Annotated in this window: 23 protein-coding genes; 14 read left to right on the forward strand and 9 right to left on the reverse strand. The window is 74.3% G+C overall.

Translation table 11 applies throughout. From position 1 onward, the window contains the following. Positions 1-10: 10 nt before the first annotated feature. Complete coding sequence (locus ACLQ14_RS18335) at positions 11-946, reverse strand: aminoglycoside phosphotransferase family protein (protein WP_425815691.1); 936 nt, start codon at positions 944-946, stop codon at positions 11-13. 106 nt (positions 947-1,052) lie between these two features. Between ACLQ14_RS18335 and ACLQ14_RS18340 the strand changes: the two genes are divergently transcribed. The 3 genes from ACLQ14_RS18340 (at position 1,053) to ACLQ14_RS18350 (ending at position 3,366) form a co-directional block, all read left to right on the forward strand. Next, a complete protein-coding gene (locus ACLQ14_RS18340; RefSeq protein WP_425815693.1) occupies positions 1,053-2,303 on the forward strand; it encodes an alpha/beta fold hydrolase in 1,251 nt (416 codons plus the stop codon). Positions 2,304-2,476: 173 nt separating this feature from the next. After that, complete coding sequence (locus ACLQ14_RS18345; protein ID WP_425815695.1) at positions 2,477-2,920, forward strand: ester cyclase; 444 nt, start codon at positions 2,477-2,479, stop codon at positions 2,918-2,920. Positions 2,921-3,012: 92 nt separating this feature from the next. After that, complete coding sequence (locus ACLQ14_RS18350) at positions 3,013-3,366, forward strand: DsrE family protein (RefSeq protein ID WP_425815697.1); 354 nt, start codon at positions 3,013-3,015, stop codon at positions 3,364-3,366. A 17-nt stretch (positions 3,367-3,383) separates the two neighbouring features. Here ACLQ14_RS18350 and ACLQ14_RS18355 read toward each other — a convergent pair whose 3' ends face one another. Continuing rightward, entirely contained in the window at positions 3,384-3,887 is a 504-nt protein-coding gene (locus tag ACLQ14_RS18355) for a VOC family protein (RefSeq protein ID WP_425815699.1), read from the reverse strand. Between the two features lie 100 nt (positions 3,888-3,987). Between ACLQ14_RS18355 and ACLQ14_RS18360 the strand changes: the two genes are divergently transcribed. Next, positions 3,988-4,311, forward strand: a complete 324-nt coding sequence (locus ACLQ14_RS18360; protein ID WP_425815701.1) for a hypothetical protein — start codon at positions 3,988-3,990, stop codon at positions 4,309-4,311. Here ACLQ14_RS18360 and ACLQ14_RS18365 read toward each other — a convergent pair. Further along, a complete protein-coding gene (locus tag ACLQ14_RS18365) occupies positions 4,299-4,988 on the reverse strand; it encodes an MOSC domain-containing protein (protein WP_425815703.1) in 690 nt (229 codons plus the stop codon). The genes ACLQ14_RS18360 and ACLQ14_RS18365 overlap by 13 nt on opposite strands. Positions 4,989-5,069: 81 nt before the next feature. On the opposite strand from ACLQ14_RS18365, the gene ppdK reads away from it, so the two are divergent. Next, complete coding sequence (gene ppdK, locus ACLQ14_RS18370; protein WP_425815705.1) at positions 5,070-7,877, forward strand: pyruvate, phosphate dikinase; 2,808 nt, start codon at positions 5,070-5,072, stop codon at positions 7,875-7,877. 7 nt (positions 7,878-7,884) lie between these two features. Here the strand turns inward: ppdK and ACLQ14_RS18375 are convergent, their stop codons facing one another. Then, on the reverse strand, positions 7,885-8,463 hold the full coding sequence (locus ACLQ14_RS18375) for a GNAT family N-acetyltransferase (protein WP_425815707.1): 579 nt from the start codon (positions 8,461-8,463) through the stop codon (positions 7,885-7,887). 45 nt (positions 8,464-8,508) lie between these two features. Next, positions 8,509-8,982, reverse strand: a complete 474-nt coding sequence (locus tag ACLQ14_RS18380) for a DUF1772 domain-containing protein (RefSeq protein WP_425815709.1) — start codon at positions 8,980-8,982, stop codon at positions 8,509-8,511. A gap of 96 nt (positions 8,983-9,078) precedes the next feature. Here ACLQ14_RS18380 and ACLQ14_RS18385 point away from each other — a divergent pair, with 96 nt between their 5' ends. Beyond that, the gene (locus ACLQ14_RS18385; RefSeq protein ID WP_425815711.1) at positions 9,079-9,666 is read left to right on the forward strand and encodes a TetR/AcrR family transcriptional regulator; all 588 of its coding nucleotides are present in this window, start codon (positions 9,079-9,081) and stop codon (positions 9,664-9,666) included. An 85-nt stretch (positions 9,667-9,751) separates the two neighbouring features. On the opposite strand, the gene ACLQ14_RS18390 is transcribed toward ACLQ14_RS18385, so the two are convergent. After that, complete coding sequence (locus ACLQ14_RS18390; protein WP_425815713.1) at positions 9,752-10,489, reverse strand: hypothetical protein; 738 nt, start codon at positions 10,487-10,489, stop codon at positions 9,752-9,754. A gap of 177 nt (positions 10,490-10,666) precedes the next feature. Between ACLQ14_RS18390 and ACLQ14_RS18395 the strand changes: the two genes are divergently transcribed. Beyond that, entirely contained in the window at positions 10,667-12,244 is a 1,578-nt protein-coding gene (locus ACLQ14_RS18395; protein WP_425815715.1) for an ATP-dependent DNA ligase, read from the forward strand. Positions 12,245-12,399: 155 nt separating this feature from the next. Further along, entirely contained in the window at positions 12,400-13,305 is a 906-nt protein-coding gene (locus ACLQ14_RS18400; protein ID WP_425815717.1) for an SGNH/GDSL hydrolase family protein, read from the forward strand. Positions 13,306-13,416: 111 nt separating this feature from the next. On the opposite strand, the gene ACLQ14_RS18405 is transcribed toward ACLQ14_RS18400, so the two are convergent. Then, positions 13,417-14,292 carry a helix-turn-helix domain-containing protein gene (locus ACLQ14_RS18405; RefSeq protein ID WP_425815719.1) on the reverse strand — a complete coding sequence of 292 codons (876 nt, stop codon included), beginning with the start codon at positions 14,290-14,292 and terminating at the stop codon, positions 13,417-13,419. Between the two features lie 122 nt (positions 14,293-14,414). Here ACLQ14_RS18405 and ACLQ14_RS18410 point away from each other — a divergent pair, with 122 nt between their 5' ends. From ACLQ14_RS18410 to ACLQ14_RS18425, 4 genes are read left to right on the forward strand one after another with little or no spacing between them, the layout of a single operon-like run. Further along, the gene (locus ACLQ14_RS18410; RefSeq protein ID WP_425815721.1) at positions 14,415-15,686 is read left to right on the forward strand and encodes a multidrug effflux MFS transporter; all 1,272 of its coding nucleotides are present in this window, start codon (positions 14,415-14,417) and stop codon (positions 15,684-15,686) included. Between the two features lie 21 nt (positions 15,687-15,707). Continuing rightward, the gene (locus tag ACLQ14_RS18415) at positions 15,708-16,730 is read left to right on the forward strand and encodes a zinc-dependent alcohol dehydrogenase family protein (protein WP_425815723.1); all 1,023 of its coding nucleotides are present in this window, start codon (positions 15,708-15,710) and stop codon (positions 16,728-16,730) included. A 39-nt stretch (positions 16,731-16,769) separates the two neighbouring features. Beyond that, positions 16,770-17,192: a (R)-mandelonitrile lyase gene (locus ACLQ14_RS18420; protein WP_425815725.1), complete on the forward strand. Its 423-nt coding sequence runs from the start codon at positions 16,770-16,772 to the stop codon at positions 17,190-17,192. Next, positions 17,189-17,518, forward strand: a complete 330-nt coding sequence (locus ACLQ14_RS18425) for a carboxymuconolactone decarboxylase family protein (RefSeq protein WP_425815727.1) — start codon at positions 17,189-17,191, stop codon at positions 17,516-17,518. The genes ACLQ14_RS18420 and ACLQ14_RS18425 overlap by 4 nt, the downstream gene beginning before the upstream one ends. 39 nt (positions 17,519-17,557) lie before the next feature. On the opposite strand, the gene ACLQ14_RS18430 is transcribed toward ACLQ14_RS18425, so the two are convergent. After that, a complete protein-coding gene (locus ACLQ14_RS18430) occupies positions 17,558-18,220 on the reverse strand; it encodes a nitroreductase/quinone reductase family protein (RefSeq protein WP_425815729.1) in 663 nt (220 codons plus the stop codon). 100 nt (positions 18,221-18,320) lie between these two features. Between ACLQ14_RS18430 and ACLQ14_RS18435 the strand changes: the two genes are divergently transcribed. Beyond that, entirely contained in the window at positions 18,321-19,016 is a 696-nt protein-coding gene (locus ACLQ14_RS18435; protein ID WP_425815731.1) for a TetR/AcrR family transcriptional regulator, read from the forward strand. Between the two features lie 65 nt (positions 19,017-19,081). Continuing rightward, complete coding sequence (locus tag ACLQ14_RS18440; RefSeq protein WP_425815733.1) at positions 19,082-19,951, forward strand: TIGR03620 family F420-dependent LLM class oxidoreductase; 870 nt, start codon at positions 19,082-19,084, stop codon at positions 19,949-19,951. A gap of 45 nt (positions 19,952-19,996) precedes the next feature. Here ACLQ14_RS18440 and ACLQ14_RS18445 read toward each other — a convergent pair whose 3' ends face one another. Next, a complete protein-coding gene (locus ACLQ14_RS18445) occupies positions 19,997-20,872 on the reverse strand; it encodes an NAD-dependent epimerase/dehydratase family protein (RefSeq protein ID WP_425815735.1) in 876 nt (291 codons plus the stop codon). Between the last annotated feature and the right edge of the window lie 9 nt (positions 20,873-20,881).

Raw genomic sequence — 20,881 nt, forward strand, 5'->3', positions numbered from 1 at the left:
CACGGCGGCCTCAGACGTCCTCCGCGAGGACGGCGTCGAGGCGCTGCCAGGCCGCCTCGACGGCGCGCGGCAGGGTGGTCCGGTAGTACGGGATGAACGCCACGGCCTGCTCGACCGCCCAGCCGCGCGACCGCGCCCACGTCGCGTCGTCGATCCCTGCTCGCTCGCGGAACACCTGCCGTGCCGCGGGCGGCAGCGCCCACGCGACCATCGCGTCGCAGGCCGGGTCGCCGAGGCCCGCGGCCACCCAGTCGATCAGCCCGACGACGTCGCTCACCTCGTCGACGCCGCCCACCAGCACGTTCCCCGGCAGCAGGTCGCCGTGGACCCAGACGGGTTCGCGCCCCCAGCCCGGCGCGGCGAGCGCCTCCTCCCAGACCCCCACCGCACGCCCCGGGTCGAACCGGTCGCGACCCGCGAGCGAGGCGACGTCGCGGATCAACCGGCGGACGCCGTCGTCGTGCGGGGCGAGGGGACCACCGCGGGAACCCGCGGCGGGCGAGTCCGGGAGCCGGACCGCATGGAGCCCGCGGACGACGTCGCCCAGTCGCCCGGCGACGCTCTCCCACCGGCGCGCGGGCCAGGCGTCCGCGACGGGGGCGGCGTGCCCGAGGTCGGTCCCCCCGAGCCACCGGAACGTGAGCCACCGGTGCGGGTAGCCGTGACCCGGCGCCCCGACGGCCACGGGCTCCGGCACGGCGCAGCGCAGGTGCGGGGCGAGGGCCGGGAGCCAGCGCGCCTCCTTGGCCACCTGGCCGGTCGCCCAGTGGATCCGTGGGAGCCGGACGCCCAGCTCGTCGCCGAGCCGGTACACCACGTTGTCGGTGCCGTCGCTGCGGACCCGGCGGAGAGGCAGGTCGCGCCAGGCGGGGTCGTGGTCGTCGACGAGCGCGCGGACGACGTCGTCGGTGACGTCCACCTCGTCGTCGTGCAGGCGTGCGGTCATCGGTAGATCATCGCCAGACGCCAGTCAGCGGGCCAGCTCTTACCCGACGCGCGGTGCTCGCGCGCTAGCGCGGCGCCCCTCGCGGGAGCCGGACTACGGTCGTCGCATGCACGTCGAGGAGCGAGGGACCGGTACACCGGTCGTACTGATCCACGGGGCGGGGGTGGACCACCGCATCCTGCTGCCGCTCGAGCCCGTCTTCGAGGAGTCGGGCGGCTGGCGCCGGCTCTACGTCGACCTGCCGGGCATGGGCCGGTCCCCTGTCGGGGACGTCGCGTCGAGCGACGACATGGCCGACGCCATGCTCCGCGAGGTCCGCGAGCGCCTCGGGGACGAGCCGTTCGCCGTCGTCGGCAACTCGTACGGCGCGATGATCGCGCGCCGGCTGGTCGCCGAGCTGCCCGGCCAGGTGCTCGGGCTCGCGGCGATCGCGGGGGTCTTCGTCGCGACGCACGCCGAGCGGACCGCGCCGCCGCGCACCGTGCTCCACGTCGAACCGGGGCTGCTCGACGGTGTCGACCCGGCCGTCGCCGAGGGCTACACCGAGATCGCCGTCGTCCAGACGCGCGAGGGGCTGGCGTCCTACGAGCGCTACGTGCACCCCGGCGTCCTCACCGTCGACACGGCGGGCCTCGCGCGGCTGGGCGAGCGCTACGCGTTCGCCGCCGAGCCGGAGGACACCGCACCCCCGTTCGCCGGGCCCGCGCTGTTCCTGTGCGGGCGGCAGGACGACGTCGTCGGGTACGCGGACGCGTGGGACCGGCTCGAGCACTACCCGCACGCGAGCCTCGTCGTGCTCGACCGGGCCGGCCACAACGTGCTACTCGAGCAGCCCGAGCAGGCGGGCGCGGCCGTCGCGGAGTGGCTCGGCCGCGTGCGCGAGGCGACCGGGCCGGTGGCCGACGTGACGTCACCCGCCGCTGCCGCCGTCGACGAGGCACCCTCCAGTGAGCGCCGCGGCGCGGTGCAGTACACCTGGCGGGGGCACTTCGAGGACGAGGAGGTCAACGCACTCCACGCCGAGGCCTTCGAGCACGACGTCCTCGACGACGCCTGGCACGACCAGCTGGAGCGTCACAGCCTCGGCTGGGTGGTCGCACGCGACGCGCGGGGCCTCGTCGGCTTCGTCAACGTCGTGGGGGACGGCTCGGTCCACGCCTTCGTCGAGGACACCGCGGTCGCCTCACGACGCCGCCGGGAGGGCATCGGCGTCCGGCTGATCGAGGTCGCACGTGAGCAGGCCGCGGCCGCAGGCTGCGAGTGGCTGCACGTGGACTTCGACCCGCACCTGCGGTCCTTCTACTACGACGCCTGCGGTTTCACCCCGACGGACGCCGGACTGATCCGGCTCCGCTGACCGTCCGTCCGCGAACCCGACGGCGGTGCGAGACGCGACCACGGCCCGGTCGTCGAGACCTTCTGCTCGGGCTCCGGCCGTGCTCCTGCGACATTGGGCGCGCGTCGTTAGCGTGGTTCGGGTGCGGTGGTCGCCGGACGGGCGAGCCGCCGAGACCGCCGAGGGAGGCAGCGATGGACAGCGACGTCACGCCGGACGAGCTCCGGGCACTCGCGGCACGCTTCACCGACGAGGTGCTCAACGGGCACGACCTGGGTGCCGCGCTCGACGACCTCGTCGCCGAGGACTTCGTCGAGCAGAACCCGCTGCCCGGCCAGGGGCCGGGGCGGGCGGGGTTGGCCGACGTGCTCGCGGGGATGGTCGCCGGGTTCCCGGACATGCACTGGGACGTGCTCGACACCCTCGTCGAGGGGGACCGGATCATGAGCCTCTCGACCTGGACCGGCACGCACGACGGCGAGTTCATGGGCATCCCGCCCACCGGCCGCACCGTGAGCGTCGAGGCGTGGACGATCGACCGGTACCGGGACGGCCGGCTCGTCGAGAGCCGCATCCTCATGGATGTCACCGGGCTGCTCGGGCAGCTCGGCGTCGCGCCCACGCCCGCCGACGGCTGAGCCCGCGCGTTCACGGGCCGGAACGCCGCTCGGCACGGCGGGGCCGTATGCGACCGTCTCCTGGACGCTCGGGACGGAAGTGAGGTGGCGTGATGCCCAAGACGGTGGTCCACGTGTTCCATGACGACGACGATGCGGTCGTGACGGGCACCCGCGTCGCGCAGCGCATGCTCGAGGTCGCCGGGGAGCGGGGTGTGGAGGTCGAGGTCTTCTGCTTCGGGCCGGCACAACGCCGCCTCGGCCGTCAGGACGGCGAGGCGGACGCCAACTTCAACCGGCAGCTCGACGAGCTGGTCGCCGCAGGCGTCGTCGTAGGTGCCTGCGTCAACTCCGCGCGGGCCGACGGCGCCCTGGACGACCTGACCGCTCGGGGCTTCGACCTGCAGGTCGCGCGCGACGCGTTCCTGCGCTTCACGCTCGAGGGGGCGACAGTCGTCTCGTTCTGACGTCGTCGCCGGACGCGCTACCCCTGCTCGCCGCGGAACGCGGCCTCGAGCGCCGCGACGTCGAGCTTGCCCATCTTCATCATCGCGTCGAACGCGCGACCGGCGGCGACACGGTCGGGGTCGGCCAGGATCTCGCCCATGCGCTTGGGCACGATCTGCCAGCTCAGCCCGAACTTGTCCTTGAGCCAGCCGCACGGGCCGGGCTCCCCGCCGTCGGCGGTCAGCCTCTCCCAGTACTCGTCGACCTGCGCCTGGTCGTCGCAGTCGACGACGATCGACGCGGCCTCCGTGTGCGGGAACATGGGGCCGCCGTTGAGGGCCTGGACGTGCAGGCCGTCGATCTCGAAGTCGACGAGGAACACCGAACCCGGCACCGCCTTGACCCCCGGGCCCTGCTCGGGCGTCGCCTCGTCGTGACGCACGACCTGGATGATCCGCGAGTTCGGGAAGATCGACACGTACAGCTCGGCGGCCTCCTCCGCCTTCGACTCGTACCAGAGGCCCAAGTAGGTGCTGCCCATGACCGGCTCCTTCGCTCCGGGGCGGGCCGTGTGCCCACCCTCACACCAGGACAGACCCTCCCCGCCGGGATTTCTCATCGAGCGGGGCTAGCGTCGAACCATGGCTTCCTCCTTCCCCACCGCCCCGCTCGTCGCCGGCTCCCTCGTCGGGGGCTACGCCGTCGGGCGCGCGACGAAGGTCCGGGCGCTCGCGGGCGTCGTCCTCGCGGCGGGCGGCGTGCTCGCCGGCCGGCAGTGGCTCGCGAAGTCCGGCCCCGGCACGACGGCGGCGCTCGCCGCCACGTACGTCGGGGCGTTCGGGCTGTCGCACCCGCTCGCGAAGCGGATCGGCGCGTGGCCGGCCGTGCTCACCGTCGCGGGCGTCGCGGCGGGCGCGGCCTGGGCGCTGTCGGACCGGGCGCCGGCGGCGGCTCAGGCCGACTGAGCGACCGCCACCGTCGCGCGCTCGCGCACCTCGTCCGACAGCCGGACGTCCCCGGCGGCCTCGGCGTCGAGCAGCCGCCGCGACACGTCGCCGCGCGTCTCGTGCGCGGTGGTGCGTGACGCGAACCAGTCGGCGACGGTCACGCCGTGGTCGGGCCGGTGCTCGACGACGACCTCGTCGCCGGCCCGCAGGTCCCCCGTCTCGAGGACGCGCAGGTAGCAGCCCACCCGGTTCGCCTCGGTGAACCGCTTGACCCACCGGGGCAGGCCCATGCGGCGCGCGAACGTCGCGCACGGCGACCGCTCGTGCGTCACCTCGAGCAGCGCCGTCCCCACCCGCCACCGTTCGCCGACGACGGCGCGGCTCGCCTCGATCCCCCGCGTGCGCAGGTTCTCACCGAACAGCCCCGGCGTGATGGTGTGGCCGAGCTCGGCGGCCCACCAGTCCGCGTCCTCCTGGGAGTACGCGTAGACGGCCTGGTCCTCGCCGCCGTGGTGCGCGCGGTCGGCCTGGACGTCGGCGAACAGCCCGAGCCGCCGCACGTGCACCGGGCCGTCGACCGGACGCTTGTCGATCGCCGTCACACCCACGGCGCCGTCGTCGGGCAGGAGGGCGTGGACGCGGCAGACGGCGAGCACGGTGCCCGACGTCGGGGCGGCAGGCGGCGTGGGAGGCATGGTCCGCATTCTCCCGCGTTTGCGCTGACGGTGGTGGGAGCCCAGCCTGGAGAAGCCCAGGTGTCGAGGCCGGAGGTTCGCATGACGACGACGTACGTGTACGACTTCACGCAGGGCGACAAGGACCGGGCCGACCTGCTCGGGGGCAAGGGCGCGAACCTCGCCGAGATGACGCGCCTGGGCCTCCCGGTGCCCCCCGGCTTCACCATCACGACCGAGGCGTGCCGCGAGTACCTGGCCCGCGGTACGGAGCCCGGCGAGCTGCGCGTCCAGGTCACGACGGCGCTGCGCCACCTGGAGGACAAGGTCGGCCGGCAGCTCGGGACGCGGCGCGACCCGCTGCTCGTGTCGGTGCGGTCGGGGGCCCGGTTCTCGATGCCGGGGATGATGGACACGGTCCTCAACGTGGGGCTCAACGACGAGTCCGTGCAGGGCCTCGCGGAGGAGTCGACCGACGAGCGCTTCGCCTGGGACTCCTACCGGCGGCTCGTCCAGATGTTCGGCGCGACCGTCCTCGAGATCCCCGCCGAGGTGTTCGCGGCGGCGCTCGACGACGCGAAGGCGGCCCGCGGCCGGGCCACCGGTGGCGGCCCGGTCGCCGACGTGGACCTCACCGCCGACGACCTGCGCGCGCTCGTCGCCACGTACCGCGGCATCGTCCGGGAGCGCACGGGACGCGACTTCCCCCAGGACCCGCGCGAGCAGCTCGACCTCGCGATCCGCGCCGTCTTCGACTCGTGGAACACCGACCGCGCCCGCCTGTACCGGCGTCGCGAGCGCATCCCCCAGGACCTCGGGACGGCCGTCAACGTCGTGACCATGGTGTTCGGGAACCTCGGCGACACGAGCGGCACCGGCGTCGCCTTCACGCGCGACCCCGCGACCGGCGCCCCCGGTGCGTACGGGGACTACCTGCAGAACGCGCAGGGCGAGGACGTCGTCGCCGGCATCCGGAACACCCTGTCCCTCGACGACCTGCACCGCGTCGACCCGCTGTCCCACCACCAGCTCCTGCTGGCCATGCGCCGGCTCGAGACGCACTACCGCGACCTGTGCGACGTCGAGTTCACGATCGAGCGCGGCCACCTGTGGATGCTCCAGACGCGCGTCGGCAAGCGCACACCCGCCGCGGCGTTCCGGATCGCGACCGCGCTCGTCGACGAGCAGCTCATCACCGAGGACGAGGCGCTCCAGCGGGTCACGGGCGAGCAGCTCGCGTCGCTCCTGTTCCCGCAGTTCGCCCGGTCCGCCGACGACGGCGCGGCCCCCCGCGCGCTCACGGCCGGCATGGCCGCGTCCCCCGGGGCGGCGGTGGGGAGGATCGTGCTGCGGTCCGCCGACGCCGTCGCTGCAGCCGAGCGCGGTGAGCACGTCATCCTCGTCCGGCGCGAGACCAACCCCGACGACCTCGGCGGCATGATCGCCGCGCAGGGCATCCTCACGTCGCGCGGCGGCAAGACGTCGCACGCGGCCGTCGTCGCACGCGGCATGGGTCGCACGTGCATCGTCGGTGCGGAGGACCTCGACGTCGACGAGGACGCCGGGACGGTGACCGTCCGGTCCGCAGGCGGCGGCGAGCCGACCGTGCTGCAGCGCGGCGACGAGATCAGCATCGACGGCTCGACGGGCGAGGTGTTCGTCGGGTCCGTGCCCGTCGTGCCCTCGCCCGTGGAGCGCTACCTCGAGCAGGGCCTCGACGCCGTCGTCGGGGTCGACGGGTCCGGCCGGGGGCTGGACGAGCAGACCGTGAACCTCCTGCACGCGGTCGACCGGCTGCTGCGGCACGCCGACGCGCGGCGGCGCCTGCGCGTCGAGGCCAACGCCGACGTCCCCGACGACGCGGCTCGGGCGCGGCGGCTCGGCGCGGAGGGCATCGGGCTGGCGAGGACCGAGCACATGTTCCTCGGGGAGCGGCGCGCGCTCGTCGAGCAGATCGTCCTCGCCGACGACGTCGCCGAGCGCGACATCGCGCTCGACCAGCTCCTCCCGCTCCAGCGCGACGACTTCCGCGGGATCCTCGAGGCGATGGACGGGCTGCCGGTGACGATCCGGCTGCTCGACCCGCCGCTCCACGAGTTCCTGCCCGACCGCACGGCGCTCGCGGTCAAGGTCGCGGTCGCGCACGACCGCCGGAACCACGGCGTCCAGGTGGGCGTAGCCGACGAGGAGATCGCGGCTGACGAGAAGAAGCTGGCCGCGCTCGATCGGCTCCAGGAGGCCAACCCCATGCTCGGTGTGCGGGGCGTGCGGCTCGGGCTGCTCGTGCCCGGGCTGTTCGCGATGCAGGTGCGGGCGATCGTCGAGGCCGCGGTGGGGCTGGTGCGCGAGGGCAAGCACCCCCGACCGGAGGTCATGGTGCCGCTCGTCGGGTCGGTGCGGGAGCTGCAGATCGTGCGCGACGAGGTCGAGTCCGTCGTCCGGGGCGTCACCGCGCTGGCCGGGGTGGACCTCCGGGTGCCCGTGGGCACGATGATCGAGCTGCCCCGCGCCGCGCTCACCGCCCACCGCATCGCGACCGAGGCCGACTTCTTCTCGTTCGGCACCAACGACCTCACGCAGACCACGTGGGGGTTCTCGCGCGACGACGTCGAACGGACGCTGTTCACCACCTACCTCGACAACGGGGTGCTGACCATCTCGCCGTTCGAGACCATCGACGCGGACGGCGTCGGGCGGCTGGTGCGGATCGCGGTCGAGGAGGCGCGGGCCACGAAGCCCGGGCTCGAGCTCGGCGTGTGCGGCGAGCACGGCGGCGACCCCGAGTCGATCCGGTTCTTCCACGACGCGGGACTCGACTACGTGTCGTGCTCCCCCTTCCGCGTGCCCGTGGCGCGGTTGGAGGCGGGCCGCGCTGCGACGGCCGACGCGCCGTCGTCGTCGAGCCGGTAGCCGCGGGTCAGTCGCGCAGGATGCGCTGGAACAGGACGTGGTCGCGCCAGCGGCCGGCGATGCGGAGGTAGTCGCGAGCCAGCCCGAACCGCTCGAAGCCCGCGCGGGTCAGCACCCGCTGCGAGCGCTCGTTCTCCGGCAGCGTCCCCGCCTGCAGCCGGTGCAGGCCGAGGTCGTCCCGGGCGATCCCGACGACGGCGCTCACGGCCGCCGACATGAGCCCGCGTCCCTGCAGCGCACGGTCCGTCCAGTACCCGAGGTCCGCGGACTCGAACGCGCCCCGGGTGATGCCCGACAGCGTCAGCGTGCCGACGACCTCGATGCCGCGCGCCGCCCCCGTGGGCGCGGGCCGCGCGAGGACCAGCGGCAGCGCCGCGCCGGTCTTGAGTCCGTGCAGCAGTCCCTCCACCCGTATCGCCTGGGTCCGCTCGGTCGCGAAGTCGTCGGACCGGGCCGGCTCCCACGGAGCGAGGTGCTCCGCGTTCCGCGCGTACGCCTCGGCGAGGGCAGGGGCGTCGTCGGAGGCGAGCAGGCGGAGGACGACGCCATCGGGCAGCGAGACGCGGGGCAAGGTCGGTGCGGACACGGTCCGAGCCTAGCCAGCGCTCCCTGCCACGACGCCGTCGACGCTTCACGGGAGGGCGAGGACCCCGCAGAGCGCGGCCACGGCCACGCCCTGGAGCACGAAGCGGAGCGTGACGACGCTCTCCCACCTGTCCTGGAGCGCCCGGGCATCGGCCGGCACCTCGCCGGCGAACGCCGCCGCCGTGAGGCGCTTGTTGATCGGCGCGGCGACGACCTTGTAGATCACGAGCCAGACGACGAGGGCGACGGTGGCGACGGCCGCCGCCGCCGTGGCCCAGCCTCGGCCCGCGACGGCGGCGGCCACGCCGGCGAGCACGGTCGCGACGACGCTGAGGGCGCCGGGGATCGGGAAGCGGCGGTCGCCGTAGTAGTGGCCGAAGCCGGTGACCGTGACGAGGGTGCGGTCGTCGACGCGCGCGTACGTGGGGCGCAGGACGAGCGCGCCGCTGGCGTCGGTGCCGTAGATCATGCCCGCGCACAGGACGGCGACGACGGCGATGAGGTAGCTGGCGAGTTCCATGGTCGTGCTCCCTGTCGATCGAATCTATCAGTGCTAGGTACGAGAGCGACGCTACATTGCCGCCACTCGGTTGTCTAGCACTGCTAGGCTCGACCCATGAGCGAGAATCCGACCCAGCGCCGCCGCGAGCGGGAGCGGACCGAGCGGCGGCAGCTGATCGTCGACTCGGCGCGCGAGCTCGCCGAGGCCGAGGGCTGGGACGCCGTGACCACGCGGCGGCTCGCCGACACGATCGAGTACTCCCAGCCCGTGCTCTACAGCCACTTCGCCAACCGGACGGCGATCGTCGACGCGGTGGCCGTCGAGGGCTGCGGGGAGCTCGCCGACGTCCTGCGGTCGGCGGGCGCGAGCGCCGTGGACCGGGCTTCCCGCGCTGCCGCCGTCGCGCAGGCCTACCTCGACTTCGCGGAGCAGCACCCCGCGCTCTACGACGCGATGTTCGTGCTCGCGTCCGACCTGCCGTTCGGAACGGCCGACGCGCCGCCTGCGCTGCTCGACGCCTTCGGCGAGCTGCGGGACGCGTTCGCCCCCGACGAGCCGCAGCCCGGCGCCGACGTCCTCACCGAGGTGGTGTGGAGCGCGCTGCACGGGCTCGTCGTGCTGGAGCGCGGGGGGCGACTCCGGCCCGGCCAGCGCGCCGCGCGGCTCCCGCGCCTGCTCGCGCTCGTCGGCGCCGCGCGCTGACCTGCCCGGTTCGGGAGCGCGGAAGGGCCCGCCGGGATTCCCGGCGGGCCCTTCGGTGCTGGTCCGGCCTCGTGCCGGACCGACGTCACTTGAGGTGGACGACGACCGCCGTGCTCGTCTTCGAGGCGTACGAGGCGCTGCCCGCGTAGACGACCGTGTAGGTCGCGCTGTGGCCCGGCTTGAACGTCTTGGAGTACGTGCCCTTCGACGACGTCTTGAGGGTCGTGAGGAGCTTCTTGGGCGCAGACCCGGCCGGGTCGGCGTAGATCTTCACGGTCTGGCCCGCGAACGCCGCGGCCTTCGTGGTCGAGCCGCTCGCCACGACCCGCGTCAGCGTGCCGCTCAGCGAGACGGTCGAGCCCTTCGCGATGGTCGTCTTCGACGCCTTGAGCGACAGGCCCGTGGCGCGCTTGACGGTGACGATCTTCGTGACGTCGATCGTCGGGTCCTCGTCGTCCAGCCCACCCGCGAGGATCTCGACGTGGTACTTGCCCGGCTTCGTCGTCTTCGGGACCGTCAGCGTCGCCTTGTACGTCCTGGAGGTCGAAGACGTTCGGGTCAGCTCCGCGCCGCCGGCGGCGCTGAGCTCGTCGATCTCCAGGGCGATCTCGGCCTTGGCGTCGAGGGCCCGGTTGAAGGTGACCGTCACGGGGAGCTTCCCGTTCGTGGCCGAGTGCAGCACGAGCGACGTGGGGACGGAGACCGTGGTCGCCTTCAGCGCGACCGGCGTGGCGGTCGAGGTGGCGGCGATCGCCGGGGCAGCGGCCCCGCCGACGAGGAGCGCACCGGCGACGAGACCGGCGGCGAGGGACCTGCGGATCATGCGAGTTCTCGATTCTGACGCCGGGGTCCCCGGTGGACCGCGCGTCGGGCCCCCGAATCGTACTGGACTGGAACGACACCGCTATCGGCCTTTCGGGCGAACAGCACGCGGCGGGCAGGTGAATCTTTCGGGGCGCCGTCACCGAGAGAACGTGGGCGACCGGCGAGAGCATGAGACATGCTGCTCGACGACGTCGCCGCCACGTCCGAGGCGGTCGCGGCCACACGGTCGCGGCTCGCGAAACGGGCCTCCATCGCCGCGCTGCTGCGCCGCGCTGCCGAGGAGAGCGAAGCGGTCGGTGACGGCTCCGGGCAGGACGAGCTCGCCGTCGTCGCCTCGTACCTCGCCGGGGAGCTGCGGCAGCGCCGGACCGGGCTCGGCTGGGCGTCAATGCGGTCCCTCCCCGCTCCCGCCGGGTCGCCGACCCTCACCGTCGCGGGGGTCGACGCCGCGTTCGAGCGCATGGCCGGGCTGTCGGGTCCCGGTTCCGACACGTCCCGCGCCGCGGCGGCGTCGGCGCTGTTCGGCGCGGCGACCGAGCGCGAGCAGCGGTTCCTGCGCGGGCTCGTCGCTGGTGAGCTGCGGCAGGGCGCGCTGGACGCCGTCGTCGTCGATGCCGTCGCGGAGGCAGCGGGTGCACCCGCTGACGCCGTGCGGCGGGCGGTGATGCTCGCCGGCGCGACGGGACCGGTGGCAGTGGCCGCGCTGCGCGCGCCCGACCCGGATGCCGCCGCGGCGACCCTCGCGGGGTTCGGGCTCGAGGTCGGGCGCCCGGTGCGGCCGATGCTCGCGCAGTCGGCGCCCGACGTCGCCGCCGCGCTCGAGAAGCTCGGGCCGGCCGGAGCCGAGGTGTCGGTGGACACCAAGCTGGACGGCATCCGCATCCAGGTGCACCGCTCCGGCGACGGCGTCCGCGTCTTCACGCGCAGCCTCGACGACATCACGCCCCGCGTCCCCGAGATCGTGGCCGCCGCGCTGGCGCTCGACGCCCGGGCGTTCGTGCTCGACGGCGAAGCCTTGGCCGTGGACGCGACCGGCACGCCGCGCCCGTTCCAGGAGACGGCGTCACGCTCGGCCACTCGTGAGGGTGGCGACCCGTTGGCGGTCGTCGAGCTCACGCCGTTCTTCTTCGACGTGCTGCACGTCGACGGGCGCGACCTGCTCGACGAGCCGCTCCGCGACCGGCTGGAGGTGCTCGACGGGATCGCCGGGTCGTATGCGGTGCGCCGGGCGGTCACCGCCGACCCGGACGAGGCGACGGCCTACTTCACCGACGCGGTCGCGCGCGGGCAGGAGGGCGTCGTCGTGAAGTCGCTCGACGCGCCCTACGCGGCCGGGCGCCGCGGCGCCGGGTGGGTCAAGGTGAAGCCGCGGCACACGCTCGACCTGGTGGTGCTCGCCGTCGAGCGCGGGTCGGGGCGGCGGCAGGGGTACCTGTCGAACATCCACCTGGGCGCGCGCGACCCCGACGGCGGGTTCGTGATGCTCGGCAAGACGTTCAAGGGGATGACGGACGCGACGCTCGCCTGGCAGACCGAGCGCTTCACGGAGCTCGCCGACGGCCCGACGGACGGGTACGTCGTCAAGGTGCGACCCGAGCAGGTCGTGGAGATCGCGTTCGACGGCGTCCAGCGGTCCACGCGCTACCCCGGCGGCGTGGCGCTGCGGTTCGCGCGGGTGGTCCGGTACCGGGACGACAAGACCGCCGCCGAGGCGGACACGATCGACACGGTCAGGTCGTACGCCGCGCCCTGATCGCCGAGTACGAGGGTTGTGCGTCGAGTTCGAGGGTGCGGGGCTCGGTCTCGGCGGGAAACCCTCGACCTCGAAGAGGGGCCGCGAGGGGCGGCGGCGGGTAGCGTCGAACCGACGACGTCGTCTCCGACCCGACCGAGCACGACGGAGTCGCCATGACCCGACCTGACCGCCGCCGCGTGCGGACCCTTGCCCTGGCGCTCGCCGGGCTGGCGGTGGTGGGCGCCGCCGTCGTCGCTGTGGCCTTGAACGGACGGGGCGGTTCCGGACCGTCGTACGTCGCGCTCGGCGACTCGTACACCGCCGGGCCGCTCATCCCCCGGCAGGTGGCGTCCTCCGGCCTGTGCGAGCGCTCGACGCAGGGCTGGGCGGAGCAGGTCGCGCGCGCGATCGACGCGTCGTCGTTCACGAACGCGAGCTGCCCGGGCGCCTCCCCCGCCAACGTCACGGGAGCTCAGGTGCTCGGAGCCGAGACGCACGCTCCCCAGGTGGATTCCGTCCACCCGTCCACCCGGCTCGTCACGATCTCGCTCGGCGCCAACGACCAGCACGTGTTCACGGGCCTCATCGAGGGCTGCGCATCGGTCGCGGCGACCGACCCGCAGGGCTCGCCGTGCCGGGACCACTTCGTCTCAGGCGGCGACGACACGGTCGCCGACAAGCTCCGGCAGACGCGCGCCCAGGTCGTGTCCGCGGTCCAGGCCGTGCAGGCGAAGGCCCCGGACGCCGCCGTCGTCCTCGTCGGCTACCCGCGGATCGTTCCTGCGCAGGGCACGTGCGAGGCCCTGCCGTTCGCCGCCGGCGACTACGCGTACGTCGACCGGTGGGAGCACGGGCTGAACGCGGCACTCGCGTCGGCGGCGGCCGGGACGGGAACGGCGTACGTCGACACGTACGACGGGTCGGCCGGCCACGACGCCTGCGCCGGGGCCGCGGCGTGGATCACCGGGAAGGACGGCACCGCGACGTCGGCGTCGTACCACCCGAACCTCGCCGGCATGACCGGCGTCGCGAAGATCGTCGACACCTACCTCCAGGATCACGGCCTCGCCGGACGGTGAGCACCTGTGATCGCCGAGGTCGAGGGTTCCGCGTCGAGGTCGAGGGTGCAGGGCTCGATCTCGGCGGGACACCCTCGATCTCGGCGGTGGGTCGGCGAGGCGTCGGCGCCGCTACGCCCGCTGCCCCGCGTTCGCGGACTCCGCGGCCCACGACGCCAGCAACCGCAGGCGTTCGGCCGACGGCGAGCCGGGCTCCGCGGTGTAGACGAGCACCACCTGGCCGGGCTCGGCGGTGAGCGCGAGCTCGTCGTACGCGAGCACCAGCTCGCCGACCACCGGGTGCTGGAACCGCTTGGTGCCGGCGCCGTGGATCCGGACGTCGTGCGCTGCCCACAGGGTGCGGAACGTGTCGCTCCGGGTCGAGAGCTCGCCGACGAGGTCCTGCATGGCGGCGTCGTGCGGGTTGCGGCCGGCCTCGGCGCGCATCACGGACACGCACATGCGGGCGAACAGGTCCCAGTCCGGGTAGAACTCGTGGGCGGCCGGGTCGAGGAACTGGAACCGGGCCAGGTTGGGCGTGCGGCCGCCGTCGCCGATCACGGGCGCGTAGAACGCCCGCCCGAGCGGGTTGGTCGCCAGGACGTTCTGCAGGGGATCCCGGACGAACGCCACCGCGTCGGTGATCGCGTCGAGCGCCCACTGGAGGCTGGGGCTCGGGGCGGCGGGCCGGGCCGACCGACCACGGGGGCGCCCGGAGGTCGGGATGCCGTCGGCGGCGCGCGCTAGGTCGAGCAGGTGCGCGCGCTCCGCTTCGTCGAGCTGCAGCGCCCGCGCGACCGACTCCAGCACCGACGACGACGCCCCCGCGATCGCGCCACGCTCCAGCTTCGCGTAGTACTCGACGCTCACGCCCGCGAGCATCGCCACCTCGCTGCGACGCAGCCCCGGCACGCGGCGGCCTGATCCGGCGGGCACGCCTGCGGCGTCGGGCGTGACCTTCGCCCGGCGCGACACGAGGAACTCGCGCACCTCGGCTCGGTTGTCCATCCCTCCAGGCTAGGCGCGGACGACGGCGCCCACCCGGGTGCGCGGGCGGCGAGGGGTGCCCTGTCGGTACACCTCTCGACAGGGACTCCCCCCGCGCGGACGAACCGCGGAGGGTGGTGGACGTGATCGACAGCCCCACCTCCCTCGCCGCGCCGCGGCACCGGTACGCCCGCTTCCTGCCGGCGCTCCTGCTGCTGCTCACGGTCTTCGGCCCGATCTCGATGGACCTCTACCTCCCCGCGCTGCCGGCGCTGACCGCGGAGCTGGGGGCGGCGACGTCGGTCGCCCAGCTCACCGTGACGGCGTGCCTGGTGGGTCTCGCGGCCGGTCAGCTCGTCGCCGGGCCGGTCTCCGACCGGTACGGCCGCCGTCCCGTCCTCCTGGTGGGCGTCGTCGCGTACGCGGTGACGTCCGCGCTGTGCGCGCTGAGCCCGACGATCGAGCTGCTGATCGCGGCCCGCCTCGTGCAGGGGCTCGCGGGCGGCGTCGGGATCGTCATCGCCCAGGCCGCCGGCCGCGACGTCTACACGGGTGGGCGCCTCGTCCGGTTCTACGGGCGCCTGACGGTGGTCGGCGGGCTCGCCGCGGTCGTCGGGCCGGTCCTCGGCGGTCAGCTCACGGCCGTCACGGACTGGCGGGGCCTGTTCGTCCTCCTCGCCACGGTCGGGGTCGCGCTCCTCCTCGTCACCCTCGTCGCGTTCCCCGAGACGCTGCCCCCGGCGGGGCGGACGAGCGGCGGCCTCGCGCACACCCTGCGCGACCTGCGCGCGCTGGCGTCCGACCGGGTGTTCGTCGGGGCGGTGCTCAACCAGGGCTTCATGTACGCGGCGCTGTTCGCGTACGTGTCGGGCGCGACGTTCGTGCTGCAGGGCGTCTACGGGCTGTCGCCGCAGGGCTACGCGCTCGCGTTCGGGCTGAACTCCGCGGGGTTCATGGCGTGCGGGTACGTCGCCGGCAGGACCGCCGAGCGGCGCAGCGTCGGTGGGACGCTCGCCGTCGGCGTCGCCGTGGCGGGCGCCGGCGCGCTGGGGCTGCTGCTCGCGGGCCTCGTCGCGGTGCCGCTGTGGGTCGTGGTCGGGTCGCTGCTCGCGCTCGCCAGCGGCGTCGCCATCACCTCCCCGCCCGCGACGACGCTCGCGCTGGTCGAGTACCCGCACCTCGCCGGGACGGCGTCGTCGCTGCTGGGGGCGGTCCGCTTCGGGTTCGGCGGTGTCGCGGCCCCGCTCGTCGGGCTGGCCGGCGCGACGTCGGTGCTGCCGCTCGGACTGGTCACCGTCGTGTCCGTCGCCCTCGCCGCGCTCGTGCTCGGCCGCCTCGCCCTCCGCCCGCGGACGCCCTCCCCCACGTCCGCCGACGACGACCGCTGCGTCGTCGTCGGCGTCACCTCACACTGAAACCAAGGAACGGAGCACACCATGCGTGGAGTCATCCTGGAAGCACCCGGCGTCGTCCGCGTCGAGGACCGTCCGGACCCCCGGATCGAGGAGCCGACCGACGCCGTCATCAGGATCACCGCGACCTGCATCTGCGGGTCGGACCTGTGGCCCTACCGCGGCATCGAGGCGGCCGACCACCTGCCCATGGGGCACGAGTACATCGGCGTCGTCGAGCAGGTCGGCGACGCGGTCACGACGCTCACCGTGGGCGACCACGTCGTCGGGTCGTTCGTGATCTCCGACAACACGTGCGAGATCTGCCGGGCCGGGTTCCAGTCGAAGTGCGTGCACGCGCAGTTCGTCCACGGCACCATCGGCACGCAGGCCGAGTACGCGCGGATCCCGTTCGCCGACGGGACGCTCGTGACGATGCCCGGCGTGCCCGACGCCGACCTCGTCCCCTCCCTGCTCGCCGCCTCCGACGTGCTCGGGACCGGCTGGTTCGCGGCCGTCGCCGCGGAGGTCGGGCCCGGCAAGACCGTCGCGGTCGTCGGGGACGGCGCCGTCGGGCTCCTCGGGGTTCTGGCCGCCAAGCAGCTCGGCGCCGAGCGCATCATCGCGATGTCCCGGCACGCCGACCGGCAGGCTCTCGCCCGGCGGTTCGGCGCCACCGACATCGTCACCGAGCGCGGGGACGACGGCGTCGCGAAGGTCAAGGAGCTCACGGGCGGCCTGGGCGCGCACTCCGTGATCGAGGCCGTCGGCACCCAGGAGTCGATGATGCAGGCGATCCGGTCGGCCCGCCCCGGCGGGCACATCGGCTACGTCGGCGTCGCGCACGGCGTCACCCTGCCCGGCGAGGAGCTGTTCTTCGCCGAGGTCCACCTGCTCGGCGGGCCGGCGCCCGTGCGCCGGTTCCTGCCCGAGCTCGTCCAGCTGATCTGGGACCGCACGATCGACCCGGGCGCCGTCTTCGACCTGACCCTCCCCCTCGAGGACGCCGCCGAGGGGTACCGCGCCATGGACGAGCGTCGGGCCACCAAGGTCCTGCTGACCGTCTGAGCCCGAGCCTCCAGAACAGTCGACCGAGGAGAGGATCGCATGAACGTCGAACCCACCCGACCCACCGTCAAGAACCCGCCCGAGCAGTTCGCGGGCGACGTGTGGGTGGACACGATCGCCGCGCCGCACGAGGCCGACCAGCGCATGACCGTCGCGCTCGTCCGGTTCGCGCCGGGCGCGCGGACCGCGTGGCACTCGCACGCCCGCGGCCAGTACCTGCGCGTCACGCAGGGCGTGGCCCGCTTCGGCACCCGCGACGGGCAGGTCGTCGAGGTCCGCCCCGGCCAGACCCTCTACACCCCGCCCGGCCAGGACCACTGGCACGCGGCGACGTCGGACGGGTTCATGGAGCACCTCGCGATGCTCGAGAGCGGCGACGACCCGGCCGCCACCACCGTGTGGAAGGAGCACGTCACCGACGCGGAGCTCGCCGGGGGCGCGTCCGGGGAGGCGGACCGGTGACCGGGTGGACGGGCGGACAGCGGTCCGTCGGGGACATCGCGCCCGCGCTCGCGCACTACACCGACCAGGTGCTGTTCGACGAGGTCTGGGAGCGGACCGAGCTCGCCAAGCGCGACCGCTCGCTCGTCACGGTCGCCGCGCTCGTGACGCTCGGCAACCTCGACCAGCTCGAGTTCCATCTCCGGTTCGCCCGGGACAACGGCGTGACCGAGGAGGAGCTCGTCGAGGCCATCACGCACCTCGCGTTCTACACCGGCTGGCCGCGGGCCATGGCGGCGGTCGGCGTCGCGCGGGCAGCGTTCGCGCCGTCGTCGGACGCGGACTGACCCGCTCGACGACGGCGGCTCGCCCGTTCCCGCGCCCCGTCACCCTCCGGCGCGGCCGCCCCGCGCGGTCGCACCGTCGAGGTCGAGCCGGACGTGGACGCTCAGGAGGTCCGCGCCGAGCACCCGCACGTTCACCGCGTTGAGCGCCCGCAGCGGGTGCCAGGCGATGATGCTGCGCTGACGGGCGAGGGCGTCGTCGTCGGGGCGGACGGTCGCGATCCCGTCGACCCAGCGGTGCCGCAGGCCCAGCCGGAGCCGGATGCGCACGTGCGGGTCCTGGCGGAGGTTGCGCACGTACCCGGCGGCCTCGCCGTGCTCGGCGATGATCCACAGCTCGGTGCCACGCCGGCCGTTGCCGACCGGCGTGCGTCGGGGCTGCCCGCTGACGCGCCCGCGGGTCTCGAGGAGCGCGACGCCGAACGGGTTGATCCCGACGACGAACCCGGCCCGCACCACCGGGTTGATGACCCAGCGCTGCAGGGCCCGGACGAGCAGGACCTTGAGCCGCGGGTTGGTCGCGGTCAGCGTGAACAGCGCCACGTAGGCGCCGGTCTGCGCGAGCGGCTGCCACAGCGCGCCCGGCCAGAGCGCGTAGGGCCCCCAGACGAGCGCCGTCGCGACGAGGGTGCCGGCGGCGAGGCCGCGCGGAACGTGGGGCGCCGCTCGGGTGGCGAGCACCGCCTCCGCCGTCGAAGTCGCCATGATGTAACTCCCCCTCGCGTCCGTTAGAGCCTGTCACTTCAGCGTGTGCCTCTAGCCTGGGCCTGTCAACCCCTCGCGACGCCCAGCCCGAAGGAGACCCGTGGACGACGCACCCCCGAGCCGGCGCGAGCGCTACCGCGCGCAGACGCGCGACGAGGCGAAGCGCATCGCGCTCGAGCAGCTCGCGACCGGCGGGCAGGCGGCGCTGTCGCTCAACGCGATCGCCCGCGAGCTCGGGATGACCGGTCCGGCCCTCTACCGGTACTTCGCGAACCGCGACGCGCTCCTCACCGCGCTGATCATCGACGCCTACGACGACCTCGGCGCCGCCCTCACCCGGGCGGTCGTCGGCGCCGCGCCCGAGGGCGCCGACGAGCAGCTCCGCGCGCTCGGCCGCACCATGCGCTCCTGGGCGCTCGCGCAGCCGCACCGCTACCTCCTGCTGTTCGGCACGCCCTACTCCGGGTACCAGCCGCCGGACGCGGTGATCGAGGCGGCACAGAGGACCCTCGGCTCCGTCATGGCCGCGTCGGTCGACCTCCAGGCGCCGCCGTCCCCGCCCGGGACGACCCCGACCCCGCCGACCCTCCTGGAGCAGCAGCTCGAGCGCGCCCCCTGGATCCCCGACGAGCTGCGCGGCACCATCCCGGGCGACGTCCTCGCCGGTGTGATCCTCAGCTGGACGCGCCTGCACGGCCTGATCGGCCTCGAGGTCAACGGGCAGTTCGCGACGATGGGGTTCGACCCCGCGCTCCTCCTCGAGCGGGAGCTGGACGACATCATCGGAGCGGGCTGAGCGGCGTCGTGGCAGCGTGGCCGGCGGCCGGGAATCGAGGCCGGGCGAGCCGGGTTGCCGCCGGTATGACGACGACGACGGACGACAGCAGGACGGCACGGCTCGGCGGGCGGTACGGCGTGTGGCGCAGCGGGCTCGACCTCGACGGGGCGTTCGCCGCCCAGGTCGAGCGGCTGGGCTACGGCGCTCTGTGGGTCGGCGGCTCCCCCGACGGCACGCTCGCGAAGCCGGAGGAGCTGCTCGGGGCCACGTCGACGCTCGTCGTCGGGACGGGGATCGTCAACATCTGGGCGTCGCCGGCCGACGAGGCCGCCGCCTCCACGCGCCGCGTGCTGGCCGCCTACCCCGGCCGGTTCCTGCTCGGGGTCGGCACGGGCCACCGCGAGGCGTCGGGCGCGAAGGCCGCGACGCCGTACGCCGCGCTCGTCGAGTACCTCGACGCCCTCGCGGCCGACGACGTCCCCCGCGACCACGTCCTCCTCGCGGCGCTCGGGCCGCGCGTCCTCGGGCTCGCGCGCGACCGCACCGCCGGCGCCCACCCGTACCTGGTGACCCCCAAGCACACGCGGGAGGCCCGCGACACTCTCGGCACGGAGCCCCTGCTCGTCCCCGAGCAGCACGTCGTGCTCGACGCCGACGCCGCCCGCGCCCGGGAGGCCGCGCGCACGGCGCTGACCGTCTACCTGGGCATGGCCAACTACCGGAACGCGTGGCTGCGGCTCGGGTTCACCGAGGACGACCTCGCTGCCGGCGGCAGCGACGGGTTCATCGACGCCGTCGTCGCCCACGGGACGCCCGCACAGGTGGCAGCTCGGCTGGCCGAGCACCTCGACGCGGGCGCCGACCAGGTGGCCGTGCAGCTCGTCGCCGGGGAGCCGGGCGAGCCGGTCGAGGACGGCTTCGGGCGGCTCGCGGCGGAGCTGGGCCTCGGCTGACGGCCCGCGACCGGGGCGCCCCACGGGAGCGCCGCCGTCGGGCGCTCAGACCGAGGACACGTGCCCGACGACGTCGCGCCATGAGTGCTGCGGCTGGAAGCCGAGCAGCCGGCGCGCCTTGTCGATCGAGAGCAGCGTCTCGGTGCCCTCGAGCGGGCGCCGTACCTCGACGCCCGGGAACTGCTCGGCCACGAGGTCGGCGGACGGCCGCTCCATGACGGTGTCCGCGTTCGCGACGACGAAGGCCTCGAAACCCTTCAGCTCGGTCTCGACGGCGAGCCGCACGGCCTGGGCGCCGTCGCGCGCGTCGATGTAGCCCCACAGGTTCCAGCGGCGGCGGGCGGCGTCGCCCTGCCACGACGGGAACTCCGCGTAGTCCGCGAGCGCCATCACGTTGGAGAACCGGAGCCCGAGGATCGACAGCTCCGGGTCCCAGCGCGCGAAGTGCCGGGCCATCTCCTCCTCGACGGCCTTGCCGAGCGAGTACGTCGAGTTCGGCAGGACGGCGTACTCCTCGTCGACCGGCACGTACGGCGGCGGCACGTCGAACGGCAGGCCGAGGACGGTCTCGCTCGACGCCCAGACGACCTTCTTGACCCCGGCGATCTTCGCGGCCTGGAAGACGTCGAACGTGGACGGCACGTTGTTGTGGAACGTCGCGCCGCTCGTGCGCAGGCCGGGCGCGGGGATCGCCGCGAGGTGCACGACGGCGTCCACACCGGAGTACCGGTCGTCGACGCCGGTGAGCAGCTCGACGACCTGGCCGAGGTCCGTGAGGTCGGCGCGCGTGAACTGCCCCGGCTGCCCGGGCGGGGGCGGCACCTGGTCGACGGTCACGACGTCGTACCCGTGCTCGGCGAGATCCACCACGACCGCCTGCCCGAGCTTGCCGCTGCTTCCTGTCACCACGACGCGCGTCATGCTGCCAGG

This window comes from Luteimicrobium sp. DT211 (assembly GCF_049844995.1).
In the GTDB taxonomy this organism is placed as follows: domain Bacteria; phylum Actinomycetota; class Actinomycetes; order Actinomycetales; family Cellulomonadaceae; genus Luteimicrobium.